Origin of the sequence: Chitinophaga silvatica (assembly GCF_003419895.1) — a bacterium.
In the GTDB taxonomy this organism is placed as follows: Bacteria; Bacteroidota; Bacteroidia; order Chitinophagales; family Chitinophagaceae; genus Chitinophaga; species Chitinophaga silvatica.
In genome coordinates, this window is sequence record NZ_QPMM01000002.1 from 103360 (window position 1) to 123256 (window position 19897).

16 protein-coding genes are annotated in these 19897 nt (G+C 39.9%); 6 read left to right on the forward strand and 10 right to left on the reverse strand.

The features are described from left to right. Window positions 1-7 precede the first annotated feature (7 nt). On the forward strand, window positions 8-1108 hold the full coding sequence (locus DVR12_RS04760) for a D-TA family PLP-dependent enzyme (protein WP_116974333.1): 1101 nt from the start codon (window positions 8-10) through the stop codon (window positions 1106-1108). Here the strand turns inward: DVR12_RS04760 and DVR12_RS04765 are convergent. From DVR12_RS04765 to DVR12_RS04800, 8 genes are all read right to left on the reverse strand, one after another. After that, window positions 1105-1494, reverse strand: coding sequence for a hypothetical protein (locus DVR12_RS04765; protein WP_116974334.1), 390 nt, complete (start codon window positions 1492-1494; stop codon window positions 1105-1107). The genes DVR12_RS04760 and DVR12_RS04765 overlap by 4 nt on opposite strands. 47 nt (window positions 1495-1541) lie before the next feature. Then, the gene (locus tag DVR12_RS04770; protein WP_116974335.1) at window positions 1542-2261 is read right to left on the reverse strand and encodes a hypothetical protein; all 720 of its coding nucleotides are present in this window, start codon (window positions 2259-2261) and stop codon (window positions 1542-1544) included. A gap of 45 nt (window positions 2262-2306) precedes the next feature. After that, the gene (locus DVR12_RS04775) at window positions 2307-2930 is read right to left on the reverse strand and encodes a rhomboid family intramembrane serine protease (protein ID WP_116974336.1); all 624 of its coding nucleotides are present in this window, start codon (window positions 2928-2930) and stop codon (window positions 2307-2309) included. 33 nt (window positions 2931-2963) lie between these two features. Next, window positions 2964-3812, reverse strand: a complete 849-nt coding sequence (locus tag DVR12_RS04780) for a hypothetical protein (RefSeq protein ID WP_116974337.1) — start codon at window positions 3810-3812, stop codon at window positions 2964-2966. Between the two features lie 133 nt (window positions 3813-3945). Further along, window positions 3946-4392 carry a 50S ribosomal protein L9 gene (rplI, locus tag DVR12_RS04785; protein WP_116974338.1) on the reverse strand — a complete coding sequence of 149 codons (447 nt, stop codon included), beginning with the start codon at window positions 4390-4392 and terminating at the stop codon, window positions 3946-3948. Between the two features lie 6 nt (window positions 4393-4398). Then, complete coding sequence (gene rpsR, locus DVR12_RS04790; RefSeq protein ID WP_073077706.1) at window positions 4399-4671, reverse strand: 30S ribosomal protein S18; 273 nt, start codon at window positions 4669-4671, stop codon at window positions 4399-4401. A gap of 4 nt (window positions 4672-4675) precedes the next feature. Beyond that, window positions 4676-5026 (reverse strand): 30S ribosomal protein S6, encoded by a 351-nt coding sequence (rpsF, locus tag DVR12_RS04795; RefSeq protein ID WP_233522128.1) that lies wholly within the window; start codon window positions 5024-5026, stop codon window positions 4676-4678. Between the two features lie 208 nt (window positions 5027-5234). Next, on the reverse strand, window positions 5235-8351 hold the full coding sequence (locus DVR12_RS04800; RefSeq protein WP_116974340.1) for an endonuclease/exonuclease/phosphatase family protein: 3117 nt from the start codon (window positions 8349-8351) through the stop codon (window positions 5235-5237). Window positions 8352-8479: 128 nt separating this feature from the next. On the opposite strand from DVR12_RS04800, the gene htpG reads away from it, so the two are divergent. Together htpG and DVR12_RS04810 are read left to right on the forward strand one after the other, a co-directional pair. After that, window positions 8480-10312 carry a molecular chaperone HtpG gene (htpG, locus tag DVR12_RS04805; protein ID WP_116975107.1) on the forward strand — a complete coding sequence of 611 codons (1833 nt, stop codon included), beginning with the start codon at window positions 8480-8482 and terminating at the stop codon, window positions 10310-10312. A gap of 130 nt (window positions 10313-10442) precedes the next feature. After that, on the forward strand, window positions 10443-11219 hold the full coding sequence (locus DVR12_RS04810; RefSeq protein WP_116974341.1) for a carboxylesterase family protein: 777 nt from the start codon (window positions 10443-10445) through the stop codon (window positions 11217-11219). Between the two features lies 1 nt (window position 11220). Here DVR12_RS04810 and recJ read toward each other — a convergent pair whose 3' ends face one another. Both recJ and DVR12_RS04820 read right to left on the reverse strand, forming a co-directional pair. Further along, window positions 11221-12930 carry a single-stranded-DNA-specific exonuclease RecJ gene (gene recJ, locus DVR12_RS04815; RefSeq protein WP_116975108.1) on the reverse strand — a complete coding sequence of 570 codons (1710 nt, stop codon included), beginning with the start codon at window positions 12928-12930 and terminating at the stop codon, window positions 11221-11223. A gap of 46 nt (window positions 12931-12976) precedes the next feature. After that, window positions 12977-13942, reverse strand: a complete 966-nt coding sequence (locus DVR12_RS04820; protein WP_116974342.1) for a polyprenyl synthetase family protein — start codon at window positions 13940-13942, stop codon at window positions 12977-12979. Between the two features lie 313 nt (window positions 13943-14255). Here DVR12_RS04820 and DVR12_RS04825 point away from each other — a divergent pair, with 313 nt between their 5' ends. The 3 genes from DVR12_RS04825 to DVR12_RS04835 all read left to right on the forward strand — a co-directional run bounded on the left by DVR12_RS04825 (window position 14256) and on the right by DVR12_RS04835 (window position 19824). Then, entirely contained in the window at window positions 14256-15800 is a 1545-nt protein-coding gene (locus DVR12_RS04825) for an OmpA family protein (RefSeq protein ID WP_116974343.1), read from the forward strand. A gap of 154 nt (window positions 15801-15954) precedes the next feature. Continuing rightward, window positions 15955-17907, forward strand: a complete 1953-nt coding sequence (locus DVR12_RS04830) for a KUP/HAK/KT family potassium transporter (protein ID WP_116974344.1) — start codon at window positions 15955-15957, stop codon at window positions 17905-17907. A gap of 171 nt (window positions 17908-18078) precedes the next feature. After that, window positions 18079-19824: a DUF4091 domain-containing protein gene (locus DVR12_RS04835; RefSeq protein ID WP_116974345.1), complete on the forward strand. Its 1746-nt coding sequence runs from the start codon at window positions 18079-18081 to the stop codon at window positions 19822-19824. The last annotated feature ends 73 nt before the right edge of the window (window positions 19825-19897 follow it).

Below are 19897 nucleotides of genomic sequence, written 5' to 3' on the forward strand. Positions count from 1 at the left end.
AACACCGATGGAATGGTATCAGCTTTCTAATGTAGAACAGGTAGATTCACCTGCCATTATCCTTTACAGGTCACGTATCGAAGAGAACATCGAATTACTGAAAACGATGATCGACGACATAGGCAGATTACGCCCTCATGTTAAAACGAACAAGATTTCCGAGGTAGTGGAGCTTATGCAGCAGGCCGGGATAAGCCGCTACAAGTGTGCTACCATTGCAGAAGCAGAAATGCTGGCTATGGTGAATGCAGACGATGTATTTTTGGCATATCAGCCAGTAGGGCCCAAAGTAACCCGGTTGCTCGAATTGGTACTGAAGTATCCGAAAACCAGATTTGCCTGCCTGGTAGATAGTGCAGATGCTGCACAGGCCATCAGCCAGGTATTTGATGCACAATCACAACATCTCCAGGTATATATCGATCTGAATGTTGGTATGAACCGTACTGGAATCGTACCTGTTAAGGCTTTCGGGCTATATAAAAAAATATTAACGCTTCCTGGTATTAAACCGGTTGGATTGCATGTCTACGACGGACATATTCATGATACAGATATGGGTATACGAATAGAGCGTTGTGATGCTGCTTTTGCATTGGTGGAAAATCTGGCAGATCAGATTATGGAAGCCGGATTTCCTGAACCGGAGATCGTAGCAGGTGGTACTCCAACCTTCCCGATTCATGCCCTTAGATCTGGTATTCAATGTAGCCCGGGTACCTTCGTATTCTGGGATTGGGGTTACGCCAATAACTTTCCGGAACAAACATTTCAGTGGGCAGCTGTTGTCATTAGCCGCGTAATTTCAGTAATTGATTCTAATCACCTCTGTCTGGACCTTGGGCATAAATCCATAGCCGCAGAAAATCCGCAGCCCCGCGTATTTTTTGTAAATGCACCTGAAGCTGTTCCGGTTTCTCAGAGCGAAGAGCATTTGGTGCTGAAAGTGGATGATATCAGTAAATATCCTATTGGCACAGTGTTCTATGGCATACCAAAACATATTTGTCCGACTGTTGCCCTTTATGAAAAGGCTTATGTTGCCAATTCAGGAGAAATTGTCTCAAACTGGCAAATAGTAGCTCGCGACAGGCAAATTATTGTTTAGTAGAATAGCTGTGACAGTACATTCGTTTCATCAAAAGTTTTAGGTTTGAGCGAAAGAAATTCGCTATACTGGTTTAATGACAGTAAGGGTTTTAGCTTTGATTGCAAGCCATTTTGCATGCTATTTAGCTTGGTTGTATATGCTTTTTCGTTAGTTTTTTGAAGATCCTGAATATTTATTTTCTGCCGGAGATAATTAGCAACAATTGTGGATAACTTAGGTTTCTGGACTTCTGATAATATAAGTGCTTTATCCAGTTTGCTGACAATAGATGCCGCAGTACCTTCAATATTCATTGTAGGAGCCTGGCTATAGGCAGTAAAAGATAAAGCACTGAAGATGATTATTACACAGCTGGTAAATAATTTTTTTAATGTCGATTTCATGGTGTGGAATTTAGGGTTGATGTCTATTTAAATATACTAAATAGTCATCATTGCATCACCATTTTAACATACTGAACTTGTGTATTTCCGTCGTCATTTACGGTAATATATTCAGAGATGAGCGTGTTGTTGCTAATCCATTGAACAAGGCCAGGGCCCCACTTTTCCAGATTTGCTTCTCCTATTTTCTTTATGTCGTTGTTGTTGATGCTGAATAGCTCAAATCCGTTAGGATCGAATGCTGCTACCAGATCCATGGAGGCAGTGATTATATATTGCTTGTCCGGAGAAATAGCAGGAGCAGCCCAGGTGATCATTGAGTCGCCATTTACAGTACTTACCAGTGCAAAACCACTTCCTTCATAATAAGAGAGATGAAATCCTTTTCTTTTAATAGAAGGATAATTAGCTATATAGCTATAGTCTATAAAATTTTCTTCATCATGAATATTGCTGGTCAGAATTCTTTCTTTCCCATTTTCAAGGCGTATAATGAGCTTCCCATTGTCGCGCTTTACAGTTGAATCTTTTGCCAGGGCAGCAGCTTCACTAGTGTCCATAGCTGGATATGGATACTTATCAAAATCGGCCTTTTCAATAAAATAAACTAGAAAGGTTTTGTTACCAATTGATACGGTATCGTCTGGTGTGCTGTGTATGGCAGGTGGAGTAGAATCGTTGGCGACGCTGCTTTGATCGTGAGATTTGTTTTTGCAACCAAATACTATTAAAGTAGCGCATAGTAAAAGCCATAACTTATTAAACATTGCTAGCTGATTTAAGTACAAATGTAATTATTTAATTTTTTGGGATTATTCGATGATTTTTTTTCCATCTTCTTTACTCAATATAAAGTAGCATATATATCCCAGTATTATTCCACTTAGAAAGCCACCAAGGTGTGCTATATTGTCCATATCTTCTGCAATTAATGCGGTAATAGCATTGAGAAGAATAAACAAGCCTATGTATGCTAAAAAGGTTTTTCTTATGGTTGATGGAAATAAATTCGTCGTTAATAATGCAATGAAAACTCCATAGATCCCGAAAATTGCACCAGAGGCGCCAACACCGATTGTAGTTCTATGGTAGTAGATACTGATGAAATTAGCGATAATACCGGTTAGCAGATAAAGTGTTACAAATTTCCATCTTTTTAAAACAGGCTCTAAAAAATAACCACCCACTATTAATCCAATCATATTAGTTGTCAGATGCATAATTCCTGCATGTAAAAACATACTTGAAATTAGCCGCCAGTACTCGTTGCGCAGTATTGTGAATGGCCAGTAATTAGCACCATAATGTAATAGCAGCAAACCATTTCCTTTCCAAAAATCTGCACCTTTTAAAGTAATAAGAATGAAGGCAATGGTGTTCACTCCTAACAAAGTAAGAGTAACCGGAATTTGTCGCAATTTGTCGCTGCCCTTCATTACCTAAAAGGTAACGAAAAAACAGGAGTGAAATTATTCATATTTATAAAACATAATGAAATTTGCATCTGTATCCAGGTTGGTAGACCCCTGACAACTTAAATGCACCCATGCTTTATCGGGGTAGCTGCTGGCATTTTTGTGGGAATAGAAGTATTGATAAGTACTATGACTTTCAAATTCCTGGTTCACCTTTTTTTCCCGTTCTGCAATTTTTACCAGGTAAGGACTTTTATTGCTGACATTTAAGAACACGTTTGATAAATCTCCAACCGGTGTAATGCTGGCAGGAGCGGCAGTTTGACAGATAATGATCTGATTTGCCAGCGGTTTAAGGGGATTCAGAGAATCCTCCATTTCATACTGTGTTGTTTTTAGTGTTACAAAAGGAGAAACAGCAGTACCATTGGAAGAATCTATATAGATATCTTTTCGCTGAGGATTTTTCTGATCATTGTTCCAGGCACAGGCTAATGTAGAATCTGAGAATTTCATAGCAACCGGCAATCCGTTTTTCCAGCGGATTTTCGCTTTTCTCAGTGGTTTATCCAGGGCATCATAATAGGTAATGGCAGCAACATTGCCGTTATTATCCCATTCTGTAACAGTTGCTTTAGCTTTTACTTTAGGGGAGGTTGATGATTGCTCCACAAATACAATATTGGTGATGCGGTTGGTATCGTCGTATTGAAAGGTAGTTTGATTACTATCACCATTGCAATGTTGGATCAGTTCAACCAGGTTTCCTTTCTCATTATATTGAAAGGAGTATTGCGGGGTTACTTCTCCCTGAATACCGATGGTTGTAATCCTTGGTGTTTTACGGGTATTACAGGCAGAAACCAGGATGGTAGCTAAAAGACAAAAAAGTACATTTCTCATGGTATGAAAATAGGTACTTGAAAGTACTAAATTTTCTTATGTATTCGGCAGCGCTTTTTGACTAGAGAAGAAGCAAAAAAAATCCCGGGCTTTTAGGCCCGGGAAGATCTTATATCCAAACAAAGTTGGAAAACTACTCAGCAACAACTTCGAATTCCAGTTCGGTTTCGTTTCCTTTACCGAAATCGAGGCGTGCTTTGTAAGTGCCAAGTTCTTTAACATCATCCAGGATGTGGATGCGGCGACGGTCAATTTCGTAACCTTTTTGTTCTTTAATTGCGCGAGCAATCTGAACACCAGTTACGCTACCGAAAATTTTGCCAGAAGTACCGGTTTTAGCACCGATTTTAACTGGAGAAGCTTTTAATACTTCAACCACCTTAGCAATTTCAGCCAGTAATTTCTCTTCTTTAACTTTCTGCACTTTCAGGCGCTCCTGAAGTTGCTTAAGATTAGAAGGGCTAGCCTCAACTGCAAACTTCTGTGGAATCAGAAAGTTTCTGGCGTAACCATTTTTCACGCTAACCAGTTCATTCTTCTGACCCAGGTTATCTACGTCTTGTATTAAGATAATTTGCATAACTTCTTACTTTAAAAGGTCAGTAACATAAGGCAATAAAGCCATTTGACGAGCTTTCTTAATAGCCTGGGCTACTTTACGCTGAAATTTCAGGGAGTTACCCGTAATACGACGTGGTAACATTTTACCTTGGTCGTTCAAAAATTTCTTCAAAAATTCCGCGTCTTTGTAATCTACGTACTTGATGCCCATTTTCTTGAAACGGCAGTATTTCTTCTGACGTTTCTCAGTTTTTACGGCTGTTAAGTACTTAATTTCTTGTTTAGGTTTAACTGCCATAATTTTAAGCTTCAGTGGTTTTAGATTCAGCATTTACGCCATTTCTTTTGCGGTTGTTATATGCATAAGCATATTTGTCCAACGCAGTTACCATGTGACGTAATACATTTTCATCGCGATTCAGCTGGATTTTCAGCTTCTCATTGAGGTCGGATGGCGCACTGTATTCCAGAACAACATACATTCCTGTAGTTTTCTTCCGGATTGGATACGCCAGTGATCTTAATCCCCAGGGATTTTCGTGCGTTACTTCTCCGCCGTTTTCTTTAATGAAATCAGCGAATTTCTTCTGAGCCGCTTTGAAATCGTCTTCAGAAAGCACAGGGGTAAAGATCACCATCAATTCATAGTTCATAATTTCCCTGTTTAAATGGTTTAAAAATTAGGACCGCAAAGATACAGAACTATTCCTGATTTCCACACCTTTTGCCCCCTTTTCCTTAAATATCTTATGATATTTATATTGATATATATAAATGAATATAAATCAATCTATTAAATAATAAAAAACCGTCTCTATCAAGTAGAGACGGCCTCTCGTCTGCATGGTTTTTTCAAAAAGATCAGTGGTTAACGAGAATCCTCATGACCAAATCTTGCCCCCCGGACTTCACCCTTAAAAAGTAAATACCTGTAGGCAACTGGTCTATAACAATTGTTTTGTAATTATATCCTTGCTCCAGGTTTGTAATCTCCTGGTAACTTATTCGTCCATGCAGGTCTATGAGCTGAATAGAAACTCTTTCTCGTTGTGTCCAATCTATCCAGTATTGCAGTTGGCCGCCAAATATACGCCATATGCTTTTTAATGTCCTGTCTTTATCTGGTTTGAAAACAAAGATAGGGGATGTATATCGTAATTCATTATTCGTACCCCTTATTTTCAAACGATAATAATTAATTCCACTATGCGCCTCCAAATCCCTTACCCAGTAGTGATTTTCCTGCTTCGTACTTCCGTTAATTGTACCTGGTAGGACCGCTACCGATTCATAAAATCTATCCCTCTGCCGCTCTACTGTAATATTTTCGCAGTTGATCTGATATGGCATATCCCATCTGATAATAATATGATCATCTTCAGCCTGTGCCGTTAAATCCCTTACCGGATAAGGGTTACCCATTATCTCCCAATTATAGTATGTAATAATCGGATAATGATCCGAGGTAGTTGTTCCATAAGCAAATATCCAATCCTTCACTTCCTTCCCAACTTTTGCAACTCCTCTATCAGCCACCATTAACCCATTTGTTGCAATTACATGATCTATCATTGAAGGAAATGCAATGGTTGATTGCTCAGCCTTCATACTTAGTGGCAACGTAAGCGCCAGGTACTTCTCATCTTCCAGAAAATCTTTCCAGGAACTTCCTGTTACCATATTTCCATTAGCAATACTCTTAGTCAGATCATCATTAAAATCGCCCAATAACAAAACATTCGCCGTAGCGAAATATCTATCTAAGGTATCTTTCAATTCCCTTACCCCATCTTTTCTCCTTTGCCAGGCTGCCACCTGATCTCCTGTATTCGCCTTCGCATGAACCAATACCAGATTTAAAAGCATAGTATCCTTTTGTTCATGCACTTCCACCTGCATTAAAAATGGAAACCTGCCCGATGCCCAATTGTAAAATGCCTTATCACTGCTATTATATCGCAGTAAGTTCCTTGCTCCGATAAAACGACAAACCCCTGTTTTATAAACAAATGCCAGTTTTTGTAAAGGCCCCGACAAACTGTCGGCATACGAAGAAATAACATACTTATAACCCGGTAATTGTTGAACAACTTCTCTTAACCTGTTGGTATCCACTATTTCTGCTAACCCATAAATGTCTGCATCCAGCTTTTTCAAAATCGTAAATACGTTAGCTTGCTGTAAACTATCGTTATCTGGCTTCGCCGACGGGCTTCCAAACCATTCTATATTCCAGTTTACTACTTTTAATGACCGGTAAGTATTGCCTTTCAACCGGAGCGCGCCCAACTTCAAATCCTTATACCGAAATATCAGCTCGCCCGACCAGGATTTGTTTACCTCCCTTGGAACGAACCTGATATAGAGCGTGTTTGCACCCACAGACCATTTAATTCTATTAGTAAAATGCTCCCCATCGATCGATAATTCAAACCCTTCAGGGGCCTGCAACTCAATATTGGTCAGTAAATTTTCAACATAACAATGCACTATTTCAGTACTTGGGTTTCCAGTTTTCACAGCACCAAAATCTATCTCGTTTCTATCCAGAGTAAGACAGGGTAAGGGCTCAGCAACAACATCTTTTACGGATATTTCTGCCACCGACCATCTGGCAGCCTGTTGTATTTTATCTGAGTTATATACAAAAGCAATACGAATTTTACTATTCTTAAACGCGGCCAGATTAATATCCTTGATCTTCATAAATCCTGAATCTGCATTAACAGGCCATCGACTATAAACTCCTTTCCAGTCTGCCATTCGCGGATCTCCATCTTTATATGTTCCAGAGATATTTAATTCCAAATCTGGTCCTTCAAACTCTTTTTTTGCAGTATAACTTAGCACAGGATAATTAAAATTGCTGATATCCAGTTCTGGTGAAATCAACCAATCTTCATTCTCTATGGGCTTATTTTCAAACCCATTCATTTGGATGATATTTCCTTTGCAAACCCAATGCTGTGGGCCTTTTACACTGAAGGAACTGTAATTGTTTCCGCCACAATCATCAAACGAAAACAAATAATCGGTCAAATCAGTATTAAAATTCCAATTCGTTTCCTTACCAATACCATTAAAACTATTTCCATAGAAATCCTTTACAATACCACTATCTGTAGTGATTTGATATTGATGTTTGGAACTTAAAATTCTTTTAATGATGATTGTTTGGTCTGAAATGGTAATCGATTTATCTTTTATATTCAGTGTATCTGTCTTTTGGTTTGTCAGATCAGTTATATAGATGTTGCCATCCCCAACCTGTAAAGGCTCATCGAATTCGGCCTGTAAAATACTTACCGGATAAACGCTTGTCTGAAAAGGTGATATCTTTATCAAATCCGGTGCTGTACTGTCTTTTCCTGCACTGTAAATAAAAATATTATCTATTTCAAATGCAGGTCTGTTTCCTGTTCCGCTAAGATCTTTCGATAACCATCTGAGTTGTATCAATGCTTTATTGTTACACGCATAAGGAAGAGTAACCTTTATGGTTTTAAATGCACTTAGAGTATCAGACAGATATTTGCTATTATTTAGGTTGATAAATTGATTTGTTTCATTAACCTTATATTGAACAATAGCTTCATTAATCCTTGTGTTTTTTAAATTGTCATAAGGATTCCTTATTGTTTTAATATCGTATTGCAGAATGATATTTTCAGTTTTTGATGAATTTATGGCAAGCGTAATAGCATAGTCGTTGGTGTTAGTATTAAGCCATCCGATGCCTGAGCCATAATAATAAATCCCACCACTGGTAGAATTGGCGGTTCCTGCACGCAAAGCTAACTGGGTTAGCGTAGTATCATTGATGCCGTGAGAAAATGCCAATCCCTGCCATCCTGCCGGATAAATCAGATGTTGGTTGGAAAGTTCGGAGAAATCCTGTTGATAAGGTAATGGTTGTTGGGCATTGGCCGGGCATACAGAAATAATGCACAGCAAGGCTGATAATATAGGTTTTTCCATGATTGAAGGGTTAACGTTTGATCAGAATTCTAAAGTTATTGATATCTTAGGAAAAAATAGTTGACATCTTGTCAGCCATTTGGCCACTGGCATACACTTTGAAAAAAAACAAAAAAATCAGATTACCAATGCAAAAAGGAGCAATTCGTGTTCAGACAGAGAATATATTTCCTATCATTAAAAAGTTTTTATACTCCGATCATGAGATTTTTATCCGTGAGCTGGTAAGTAATGCAGTTGATGCAACTCAAAAACTTAAAACACTTGCCAGTGCTGGAGAATTTAATGGGGAGTTGGGCGATTTATCCATTGAAGTGAAGGTAGATAAAGAGCAGAAAACCATTACTATTGCAGACCATGGTATTGGTATGACTGCTGAAGAAGTAGATAAATACATTAACCAGGTTGCTTTTTCAGGGGCAGAAGAGTTCCTGAAAAAATATAAAGGCCAGGAAAATGGTACAAACATAATCGGCCACTTTGGCTTAGGATTCTATTCTTCATTCATGGTAAGTAGTAAAGTTGAAATATTTACTAAATCATGGAGAGAAGATGCAAACGCCGTACGTTGGGAATGCGACGGAAGTCCTGAATACACCCTGGAAGATACCAGCAAGGCAGAACGTGGTACCTCTATCGTAATGCATATCAATGAAGAAAGCGAGGAGTTCCTGGAAGATGGCAGAATCAGAAATATCCTTGAGAAGTTCTGTAAATTCCTGCCAATTCCAATTATGTTTGAAGGCGCGCAGATTAATAACACCTCTCCTGCGTGGACCAAGAAACCTAGCGAATTAACCACTGAAGATTATCAGAACTTCTATAAAGAACTTTATCCATTCTCAGAACCACCATTATTCTGGATTCACCTGAATGTTGATTATCCATTTAATCTGACAGGTATCCTGTATTTCCCTAAGATTTCCAAGAGCTACGAAATACAGAAAGATAAAATCAGCCTGTACTCCAACCAGGTATATGTTACCGATGAGGTGAAAGATATCGTTCCGGAATTCTTAATGCTTTTACATGGAGTTATCGATAGTCCGGATATTCCGTTGAACGTTAGCCGTAGCTATTTACAGGGCGATCCTAATGTGAAGAAAATTAACGGCTATATCACCAGAAAAGTGGCTGATAAATTAGACGAAATTTTCCGTAACGATAGAAAATCTTTCGAGGAAAAATGGGATTCAATCGGCTTATTTGTAAAGTACGGTATGATGACCGACGACAAATTCCTCGATAAAGCCAATAAGTTCATGATTTTTGAAGAGGTAGATGATAAGAAATTCTATACGCTTGAGGAATATCGTGAAGCTGCATCTGCATTGCAAACCAATAAGGAAAATAAATTAGTAATCTTATATGCAACGAATCCGGTGCAACAGGATAGTTACGTTCAGGCTGCGAAGGCGAAAGGCTATAAGGTTGTAAAGATGGAAACATTGGTAGATGCAGCCTTTATCAACAATATGGAAATGAAGTGGGAGAATGTAGCATTCACCCGTGTAGATGCCGATATTGCTGATAACCTGATCGACAAGAATGATAATGAAACTACTGTATTGTCTCAGGAACAGGAAACTACGCTAAAAGGACTTTTCACTTCACAGATTACTCAGCCTAATATTAAAGTAGAGATGAAAGGCCTGAGTGCAGAAGCACAACCTGTAATAGTTACCCGTCCTGAATTTATGCGCAGAATGAAGGATATGGCAGCTGTTGGTGGAGGTTCAATGAACTGGTATGCAAGTATGCCGGATGAAATTAACATGACTGTTAATGCCAATCACCCTGTTTATACACAAATCTTAAAAGAGAATAATCAGGAACTTCAGGAAAAGCAAATCCGCAATCTGGCTGATCTGGCATTGCTTTCACAAAGCCTTTTAACAGGTGCTGATCTGACTGCATTTGTAAACAGAAGTGTGGAGTTGATGGGTATACAGAATAAATAGTACTCCGAATTATCTTCGAATTTTTTTTTGGAGATATAATAACAGTTATTACCTTACGTTTCTAAATAGAATTTATTGAAAACTGCTCCCCTCTACTCAGTAGAGGGGATTTTTAATTTTAACCATCTATATGAAAAAAAGAAAAAGTAAGAATTTTGTGTATGTATTTCTCTCTTTATTTTTAGTGCTTACGGCGTGTTCTAAAAATGAAACAAAGGATTTAGTAGACGAGGATAAGACACCTCCTCCAGTAGAAGACAAGTTTACACCTCAGGATGCAGGCTTTAGTTTTAAGAAGCTTGCTACAACAACAGATAATATTACAGACTATCTGATGTATATTCCTGAAGGGTATAACGAAAAAAAGACATATAAATGGCCTATAGTCTTTTTTCTGCATGGGGTAGGAGAGATGGGAGCAAATGTGAGTGTTCTCAAACAGGTAGGATTGTCGAAAGTGGTTCAGGGTAAACAGTTTATTATGATTGCACCTCTTTGCAACAAGGGGTGGTGGAATCCTGCAGCTTTAGAAAAACTGTACAAGGAAGTGATGGCAGAATTGCATGTAGATACTACCAGGGTTTATTTAACGGGTCTTAGTATGGGAGGCTATGGAACCTGGGATTGGGGTAGCTATTATGCAGAGCATTTTGCAGCGATGGTGCCAATTTGCGGAGGAGGATCAGTAGATAGAATGCAACGCCTGAAATCTATGCCTATCTGGGTTTTTCATAGTGCGGATGATGGTACCGTAAATGTATCGGAATCGCGGGTTCTGGTTGATGCATTAAAGAAATTAGGTTCAAATGTAAAATATACAGAGTATCCGGATGGAGGGCATGATGCCTGGACGCGTGCTTATAACACTACAGAATTATATACCTGGTTGTTGCAGCAACATAAATAACTCAGTGCTTAGCAGCACGTATATCAATTACTTTCATTTGTATGGATGTTTGGCCGTTCCACTCATTTTCATCGAGTGTAAATACCAGATCAAAGGGTTGTTTATTACTGATAAGATGAAACTTATCAGCCATATAAAATCCAATGCCATTTATAGTGGGTCCATACTTCCCTTGTTTTACAGCGAAGCGGATATGTTCATCTTTCACAATTTTGGAGAAGCCATTATCGGAAAGATTTCTTGCCAGAAAAACAGGTTTTTGATTTTCTGGGCCTAAAGGCTCGAATTGCTTAAGAATATTATAGAAAGGAGTAGTGATATCTGTAAATCTGATTTCTGAGTCGATTACTATTTCAGGCACGAGTTGGTCGGGCTGAATAGTATTCGCAACAACTTGTTCAAAACGTTCCTGGAATGCAGGAACGTTTTCTGTTTTCAGGGTCATTCCGGCAGCATAAAAATGGCCACCGTAGTTTTCGAGCAAATCTTTACATTGGTGAATTGCTTCGTAGACGTTGAAACCCATGACAGAACGTGCGGACCCAGCAACCTTATCATTAGACTGGGTCAGAATAATGGTAGGCCTGTAGTAATATTTATCAATCAATCTGGATGCAACAATTCCCACAACACCTTTATGCCAGTGTGCCTGATAGAGAACAGTGGATTTCCGGGTAGCGATTTCCGAATCGTTTTGCAGAATTGAAATGGCCTCCTGGGTGATAGTATTGTCAATTTCTTTTCTGTCGAAGTTATCGGCGTGTAAAATAGCGGCGATTGCAGCGGCTTTTTCTTCATCTGTTTCAATAAAGAGATTCACGGCTTTTCGGGCATCGTCCATCCTGCCGGCGGCATTTACACGTGGTGCAATAACAAAGACGAGGTTGGAGATAGTAAGTTTTTCTTTCAGGGCGCTGAGTTTTATCAGTGCTTTGATACCCGGGAGCGGGTTGTCATTGACTTTAATTAACCCATGAAATGCAAGGATTCTGTTTTCACCGACCATTGGAACAATATCGGCGGCGATGCTGGTAGCAACGAGATCGAGGTATTGATTGACCTCAGAAACGGGCAGTCCTTTCTTTTGAGCAAAAGCAGAAATGAGTTTGAATCCTATTCCACATCCGCTTAATTCCTTAAAAGGGTATGGGCAATCGTGTTGTTTAGGATTTAGGATTGCAACTGCAGGAGGAAGAATGTTATCCGGGAGGTGATGATCACATATAATGAAATCTATTCCCCATTCCCTGGCAGTGGAAATATGATCGATAGACTTGATACCGCAATCCAAAGCGATGATCAGGCTAAACTCATTGTCACGTGCATATTCTATCCCTTCTTTAGAGATACCGTATCCTTCTCTGTAACGGTGAGGGATATAGAATTCGATATTGGTGTAGATTTTTTGTAGAAAAGCGTACACAGTTGCAACAGCGGTGGTGCCGTCTACATCATAATCGCCGTATACTAGGATTTTTTCATGTTGAAAGAACGCCAGTTCAATTCTGGAGATGGCCTTATCCATGTCTTTCATGGTCCAGGGATCGTGAAGGTCCTGGAGGGAAGGTCTGAAGAACTGCCGTGCAGTTTCGAAGGTAGTGATATTACGCTGTACCAGTAATCTACAGAGTAAGGGATGAATACGTAACGAAGACTGCAGGAGTTGTTCCTGATTTGGTTGATATGCCTTTACTGACCAGCGCTTTTGCATCATTAGAATTTATGGCGATTGCATATTACATTATTTTTTATTCTTTCTAAAATGTTCGGTCGGTAGTAAAACGAACGAGGGCTTCGAGCCCTCCTCTGATTTCATTATCAGGGAATTTTTTAAGAATTGCTAATGCATCGTCGCGGTATTCAAACATTTTTTGTCTGGTATAATCGATGCCTCCGGAGGCTTTAACCAGGTTAATTACTTCTTCTACCTTGTCTTTATCCGTATTATGATTTTTTACAATATTGATAATTTTACGACGGGTTTCGGTAGAAGCATTATCGAGGGTATAGATTAGGGGAAGCGTCATCTTTTTTTCCCGGATATCTATACCGGTGGGTTTTCCGATTTTGGCGGAGCCATAATCGAAAAGGTCGTCTTTAATTTGGAAGGCAACCCCTACTTTTTCGCCAAAAAGGCGCATTTGTTCGGTAATTTCTTCGTCTCCAGAGCTTGCCCAGGCGCCTGCAGCGCATGCGGAGGCGAGGAGGGAAGCTGTTTTTCTGCGAATTATTTCGAAATAGATATCTTCTTTAATATTGAGTTTTCTGGTTTTTTCGATTTGGAGGAGTTCTCCTTCGCTCATTTCCTTAACGGCCACAGATAATAATTGCAAAGTTCTGAAGTCATTATTGTTAAGGGATAGCAGTAAACCTTTAGACAGGAGGTAATCGCCGACCAGGACGGCTATTTTATTTTTCCAGAGGGCATTAATAGAGAAAAGGCCTCTTCTTTCATTGGCATCATCCACAACGTCGTCATGCACGAGAGTAGCAGTATGAAGCAGTTCTACTAGGGCAGCAGCCCGGTAGGTGCTTTCATTGACTTCTTCATTAAAGAGTTTGGCAGATAAAAAAACGAACATAGGACGGATCTGCTTTCCTTTTCTTTTAACAATGTAATGCATGATCCTATCCAGCAACGGCACATGACTTTTTACTGAATCCGCAAATTTGTGCTCAAAATCTCTTAATTCTTTACTTATCAGGTTTTTAATCTCGTCCATGTCTCAAATAAAAAGGATTGCTAAGCTAGGTTTTATCTATCACATTTTAACATTTTGGCCTCTAATTTGTATAAGGAGTATAACATTCCTTTAACAGCAGTTAAGGAATCTGTTAACAAAGTATACACATAACCTTAACAGAACTGGAATTAAGGTATATAAATAGTTTCATTTAAGCTTTGTTAGTGAAGGACTTATCAATGAAAATAATATTGCAAGAAAAATTTGTATATTCATTTATGATATTTACCTTTGCTAGGTAAAAAACGGGTTATTAGTAAATTTTTAACAGTTTTTAATAAAAAAAACAATTATGGCAAGCAAAAAGTACTTATTACTGGCAGGCGCTGTGGGTTTACTGGCAGCATCTACTAGTTTTGCACAGGTTACACCAACCGGCTATGATGCGCTAGACTCCACTAAGGTTGGGCGCGGCCGTATGGTACAACAAACTAACTTCCTGAACCACCAATCAAATTTCCCGGCTAAGCCGAGAGATATGTGGGAACTGGGTCTTTCTGGTGGTCTTCACCTGATCGACGGAACTGTTCCTGCTTGGCCTGGTTTCGGTGGTGGTATTTCCCTGAGAAAAGCATTGGGTCATACTTTCTCTGTTAGAGCTGAATACATCGGTTCTATCGATAAAGGTCAGGACTATAAACTGCGTCCAACAGTTATTGCTAATGGTAATCCATGGGCTAAAACTGCTGCTCTGAATGGTGGTTATATCGTTCCTAACTACAGATCACAAAATCACCAACTGTCTTTAGACATGATCGCGTCTCTGAGCAACATCCTGTTCTACAGAGCTGAACCAAAAATCAACTGGTACGTATTAGCTGGTTACTCTATTGTATCTGCTGACGTTGACGTTGATGCATTAGATGCTAACGGTAACGGTTATGACTATTCTGGTATCAACTTCGGTGCTAAACGCAGCGATATCAGAAAACAACTGAACGACCTGAGAGACAAGAAATATGAGCAAAATGCTCCTTCTCAAGGTAACAGAATCGCTATTGGCCGTCACAACGACAACCAACTGATTCGTCACGCTCTTGACGTTGGTACTGGTATCGCGTTCAAAATCTCTAAACGCTTCAACCTGGGTGTGGAAGAAAAACTTACCATGCCATTTGATGCTTACTTAGATGGTTATCCTGGTCCTGGTGGTTCTACCAAAGACTTCTATTCTTACACTTCATTACGCCTGAACTTCAACCTGGGTAACTCTTCTAAAAGAGTTCAACCATTATGGTGGATCAACCCATTGGAGTATGCTTACAGCGAGCTCAGCGCTCCTCGTCACATGAAACTCCCAGCACCAATTTTACCTGATGCTGATGGTGATGGCGTAACTGACCAATTCGATCGCGAACCTAACACTCCTGCTGGTGCACCTGTTGATTCTCACGGTGTTGCTAAAGATACAGACGGTGATGGCGTTCCTGATTACAAAGACAAACAACTGATCACTCCTACTTACTGCCAACCAGTTGATGCTGATGGCGTTGGTAAATGCCCAGATCCTGAGTGCTGCAAACACATCACTCCTGCTTGCGCAAGCCTGGTGCTGCCTAGCGTTTCTTTCAAAGGCACTACTACTAAAGTAGGTAAAGATCAAGAAGCTATCCTCGCTTCTGTTGCTTCTACTCTGAAAGCTAATCCTTCTTGCAACGTGCTGGTTACTGGCCACGCTGGTGCAAAAGGTAAGAAAGGTGGTGTTGACCTGAGCAGCCGCCGTGTAGACGCAGTTATCGACTACCTGGCTGATAAACAAGGTATCGATCGCGGTCGCTTCATCAAACAAAATACTCCTGGTGATTCTGGTACTGTTGACTTAGCTCCTGCTAACTAATATTACCTCTCATCGAGTAAATATTCTCAAACCTCTCCCGATCTTCGGGAGAGGTTTTTTCTTACCCCGTATTTTTTTCCTCCCAACAATTTATTGTTGGAGTATCAATATTTCCCCATAATTTTGTGGGCTTTTTTAACCAACTTTTTATTACGTGGGCATTAACATTAACAAGGTTACAGTAGCCGGATTGGTTGTAGCTCTTGGAATTATCTATGGAGATATCGGTACTTCTCCTCTCTACGTTTTTAAAGCCATAGTGGGTGGTAATCCTATCAGCGATTTGCTGGTAATCGGAGGTATCTCCTGTATTATATGGACGCTAACCCTACAAACCACTGTTAAATACGTCATTCTCACCCTACGAGCCGATAACAAAGGGGAAGGTGGTATTTTCTCCCTCTATGCACTCGTCCGACGCCACGCTAAATGGACTGTAATATTCGGTATGATCGGCGGTGCTGCCCTCCTCGCAGATGGGATCATTACTCCTCCTATCACCGTTACCTCCGCAATAGAAGGACTTAGAACCCTGGAGGTATTTAAAGACTTAGGACAAATGACCATCGTAAAAATTGTACTCGCAATCATTACTGGTCTTTTTATCATGCAGCAATTCGGAACCGTTTCCATTGGCCGAATGTTCGGCCCCATAATGGTCCTCTGGTTCTCTATGCTCGGTGTTCTGGGAATTTCACATATTGCCGATGACCTTAGCATCCTTAAGGCATTCAGCCCTCACTATGCTATCGAACTTCTTACTATATACCCCAGCGGTTTCCTTATCCTGGGCGCTGTATTCCTTTGTACCACCGGGGCTGAAGCCCTCTATTCCGACTTAGGCCACTGCGGTAAGGGAAATATCCGCGTTTCCTGGATTTTTGTGAAAACCTGCCTTATTCTTAATTATCTGGGTCAAGGTGCCTGGTTATTAACTCAAAAAGGTCAGATTCTCCCTAAAGATCAAAATCCATTCTTTACAATTATGCCTGAATGGTTTGTCATCTTTGGGGTTCTTATAGCCACCATGGCATCTATTATAGCCAGCCAGGCCTTGATTTCCGGCTCATTTACCCTGATAGCCGAAGCTATGCGCCTAAATCTCTGGCCTAAAATGAAAGTGAACTACCCGACAGAAATGCGTGGCCAATTATACATTCCTGGTATTAATACCATGCTCTTTGTTGGCTGCGTGTCTATCGTGCTCCTGTTCCAGGAATCTGGCAATATGGAAGCAGCTTACGGATTGTCTATTACCATCTGTATGCTCATGACTTCCTGCCTCTTCGCCTTCTATCTATACACCAAACGAGTCTGGATCGGATGGATTCTCCTATATATGGCAGTGTATTTCACTATAGAATTCTCGTTCTTCTTTGCCAATATGGTGAAATTCACTCACGGTGGTTATGTAACTGTAATTGTGGCCGGTGGACTCTTCCTGGTGATGATTGTTTGGTTCAAATCCCGCAAGATTAAAAATCGATATGTCGAATTCGTACGACTGGAAGATTACCTGCCAATTATACAGGAATTAAGTAATGATACTTCTATTCCTAAATATGCTACTCACCTAGTATATATGAGCAGTGCAGATAATCCTAAAGAGATAGAACATAAAATTATCTATAGTATCCTTAATAAAAAGCCTAAACGGGCCGATATATACTGGTTTGTACACGTAGATGTGGTTGATGAACCGTATCTGAGCGAATACTCAGTTCAAACCATCATTCCAAATGAAGTAATCAGGGTAGAATTCCGTTTAGGGTTTAAGGTAGAACAACGTATCAACCTGATGTTCAGAATGGTAGTGGAAGATATGGTGCGCAATAAGGAGGTGAACATCACCAGCCGTTACGAATCATTAAGCAAGAATAATGTAGTAGGAGACTTCCAATTCATCGTAATGGAAAAATTCCTGTCACATGATAATGATCTGCCGCTTTATGAACGTATGATCATGAAAATGTATTTCTTCCTGAAGAAAATCTCCCTTTCTGAAGAAAAAGGCTTCGGTCTCGACTCTAGCTACGTTACTATTGAAAAGTATCCTTTAGTTGTAGCTCCTGTTACCAACCTGCAACTCCGGCGTATTATTCACTAGTTTAGAATAAACTGATCATGATAAGAGCGAAGATTATGTCATAATCTTCGCTCTTATTATTTATCCCATAACAGTATTACAAGAAAAATCCCGATTTTTTTTAGATATTTAGTTCTTATGAAAACCAGGGGCAGAAATCCCTGCAATGAAAAACATCTATAAAATGTAGCAATGGTGAACAAATTTTTTGGCATGCTGGTATTACTGGCATTGCAACAAAACTTATTGGCTCAATCTCCAGCCACAGACTATGCAGAACTTCCCAATCCCAAGCCCACTAATCAGGCGTCCTGGAATGCAGTAAAAGATGCTAAGTTGCATGCTGCTTTCGGCTCTTCAAATCTGCGTTATGAAAAGGGAAAAGCACCGTCAGAACAATTATCAACCCAGTGGTCTGTAAATGCCTGGAGAAATGAAAGAGTACATACCCAGTTTCTGCTTTGGTCTGCAACCGCACAACCACCACTTAGTATAAAGGTAGATGCCCTCACTAGCAACAAGGGGGATAAAATCCCGGCAACAGCCATAACTACGGGGTTTATAAGATATGTATTGACAGATAGCCTGAATAAGAAAGGCGAGGGGTGTGGATATCGCAAACCCGGAGAATATGATTCTTCTCTGGTAGCTGATGGAATTGATATTATTAACAAGAGAGCTTTGGCTGCTGCCACCACACAACCGGTATGGTTAAGCATCCAGGTACCAGCCTCTACTCCGGCCGGTATCTATAAAGGAAAAATAACCGTTATTGGCACTAAAGAACCAATAAGTCTTCCTTATGAAATAGTAGTTTCAGAACATTTATTACCTGCACCCAAAGACTGGCAATTTCACCTCGATTTATGGCAAAGTCCGGATGCGATAGCACGAATTCATCGGGTTAAGCCATGGTCTGATGAGCATTTTAAGGCAATGAAACCTTATATGCAAATGCTGGCAAATGCTGGGCAGAAAGTAATTACTACCGCCATTATCTACGATCCATGGAATGCACAGACAAAAGATATTTACAGCTCAACAGTTAAATGGACCAAAAAGAAAGATGGAAGCTGGAAATACGACTATACAATTTTCGATAAGTGGGTGCAGTTCATGATAGATCTGGGAATAAAGAAGGAAATCAACTGCTACAGTATGATTCCGTGGAATCTTAAATTTCATTATTACGATGAGGCACTGGCAAAAGATACATTTATAGTTGCCAAACCAGGTACTAAAGAATATACTTCGCATTGGGAACCGATGTTAAAAGATTTTGCTGCTCATCTGAAAGCCAAAGGATGGTTTAAAATTGCAACTATTGCGATGGATGAAAGACCAATGGATGCAATGCAGGAGGCAATTAAGGTAGCAAGGAGTGCAGATAAGGACTTCAGACTGTCACTGGCAGGCAGTTATCATGCTCCACTGGCATATGAACTATATGATTATTGTATTGCATCAGCAGAAACATTTCCTACAGATGTACTAAGGAATCGAATCGAAAAAGGATTACCTACTACTTTCTATACCTGTTGCGCCGAAGATTATCCGAATACCTTTACATTCTCTCCGCCGGGAGAATCAGCTTTCATGGGTTGGTATGCTGCAAACAAAGGCTTTAATGGATATCTGAGATGGGCATATAATAGCTGGAATACTGATCCGCTAAGAGATTCCCGTTTCGGTAATTGGGCAGCCGGAGATACCTATTTCGTATATCCTGGTGCCAGATCTTCTATGCGTTTCGAAAAAATGGTAGAAGGTATACAGGCTTATGAAAAGATCAGAATCCTGAAGGATTTATCGAAGGGTAATCCTACCGCGTTGGCGAAAATCGATAAGATCCTTAAACTGTTCGAAATAAAAGACTTGAAATCAAAAGCAGCAGCTGATTTACTTGCTAAGGCTAACAAGGAGTTAAGCGAATTATAGGCTGGTTTGGAGTATAATATTAGCTTGATAAGAGCGAGGATTATGTAGTAGATCAATACATAATCATCGCTCT

What these genes read in the sequence shown, in the direction of transcription:
- DVR12_RS04760 (WP_116974333.1), top strand. Translation starts at nt 8, where the DNA reads ATGGAATGGTATCAGCTTTCTAATGTAGAACAGGTAGATTCACCTGCC.
- DVR12_RS04765 (WP_116974334.1), bottom strand. Translation starts at nt 1,494, where the DNA reads ATGAAATCGACATTAAAAAAATTATTTACCAGCTGTGTAATAATCATC.
- DVR12_RS04770 (WP_116974335.1), bottom strand. Translation starts at nt 2,261, where the DNA reads ATGTTTAATAAGTTATGGCTTTTACTATGCGCTACTTTAATAGTATTT.
- DVR12_RS04775 (WP_116974336.1), bottom strand. Translation starts at nt 2,930, where the DNA reads ATGAAGGGCAGCGACAAATTGCGACAAATTCCGGTTACTCTTACTTTG.
- DVR12_RS04780 (WP_116974337.1), bottom strand. Translation starts at nt 3,812, where the DNA reads ATGAGAAATGTACTTTTTTGTCTTTTAGCTACCATCCTGGTTTCTGCC.
- rplI (WP_116974338.1), bottom strand. Translation starts at nt 4,392, where the DNA reads ATGCAAATTATCTTAATACAAGACGTAGATAACCTGGGTCAGAAGAAT.
- rpsR (WP_073077706.1), bottom strand. Translation starts at nt 4,671, where the DNA reads ATGGCAGTTAAACCTAAACAAGAAATTAAGTACTTAACAGCCGTAAAA.
- rpsF (WP_233522128.1), bottom strand. Translation starts at nt 5,026, where the DNA reads ATGAACTATGAATTGATGGTGATCTTTACCCCTGTGCTTTCTGAAGAC.
- DVR12_RS04800 (WP_116974340.1), bottom strand. Translation starts at nt 8,351, where the DNA reads ATGGAAAAACCTATATTATCAGCCTTGCTGTGCATTATTTCTGTATGC.
- htpG (WP_116975107.1), top strand. Translation starts at nt 8,480, where the DNA reads ATGCAAAAAGGAGCAATTCGTGTTCAGACAGAGAATATATTTCCTATC.
- DVR12_RS04810 (WP_116974341.1), top strand. Translation starts at nt 10,443, where the DNA reads ATGAAAAAAAGAAAAAGTAAGAATTTTGTGTATGTATTTCTCTCTTTA.
- recJ (WP_116975108.1), bottom strand. Translation starts at nt 12,930, where the DNA reads ATGCAAAAGCGCTGGTCAGTAAAGGCATATCAACCAAATCAGGAACAA.
- DVR12_RS04820 (WP_116974342.1), bottom strand. Translation starts at nt 13,942, where the DNA reads ATGGACGAGATTAAAAACCTGATAAGTAAAGAATTAAGAGATTTTGAG.
- DVR12_RS04825 (WP_116974343.1), top strand. Translation starts at nt 14,256, where the DNA reads ATGGCAAGCAAAAAGTACTTATTACTGGCAGGCGCTGTGGGTTTACTG.
- DVR12_RS04835 (WP_116974345.1), top strand. Translation starts at nt 18,079, where the DNA reads ATGGTGAACAAATTTTTTGGCATGCTGGTATTACTGGCATTGCAACAA.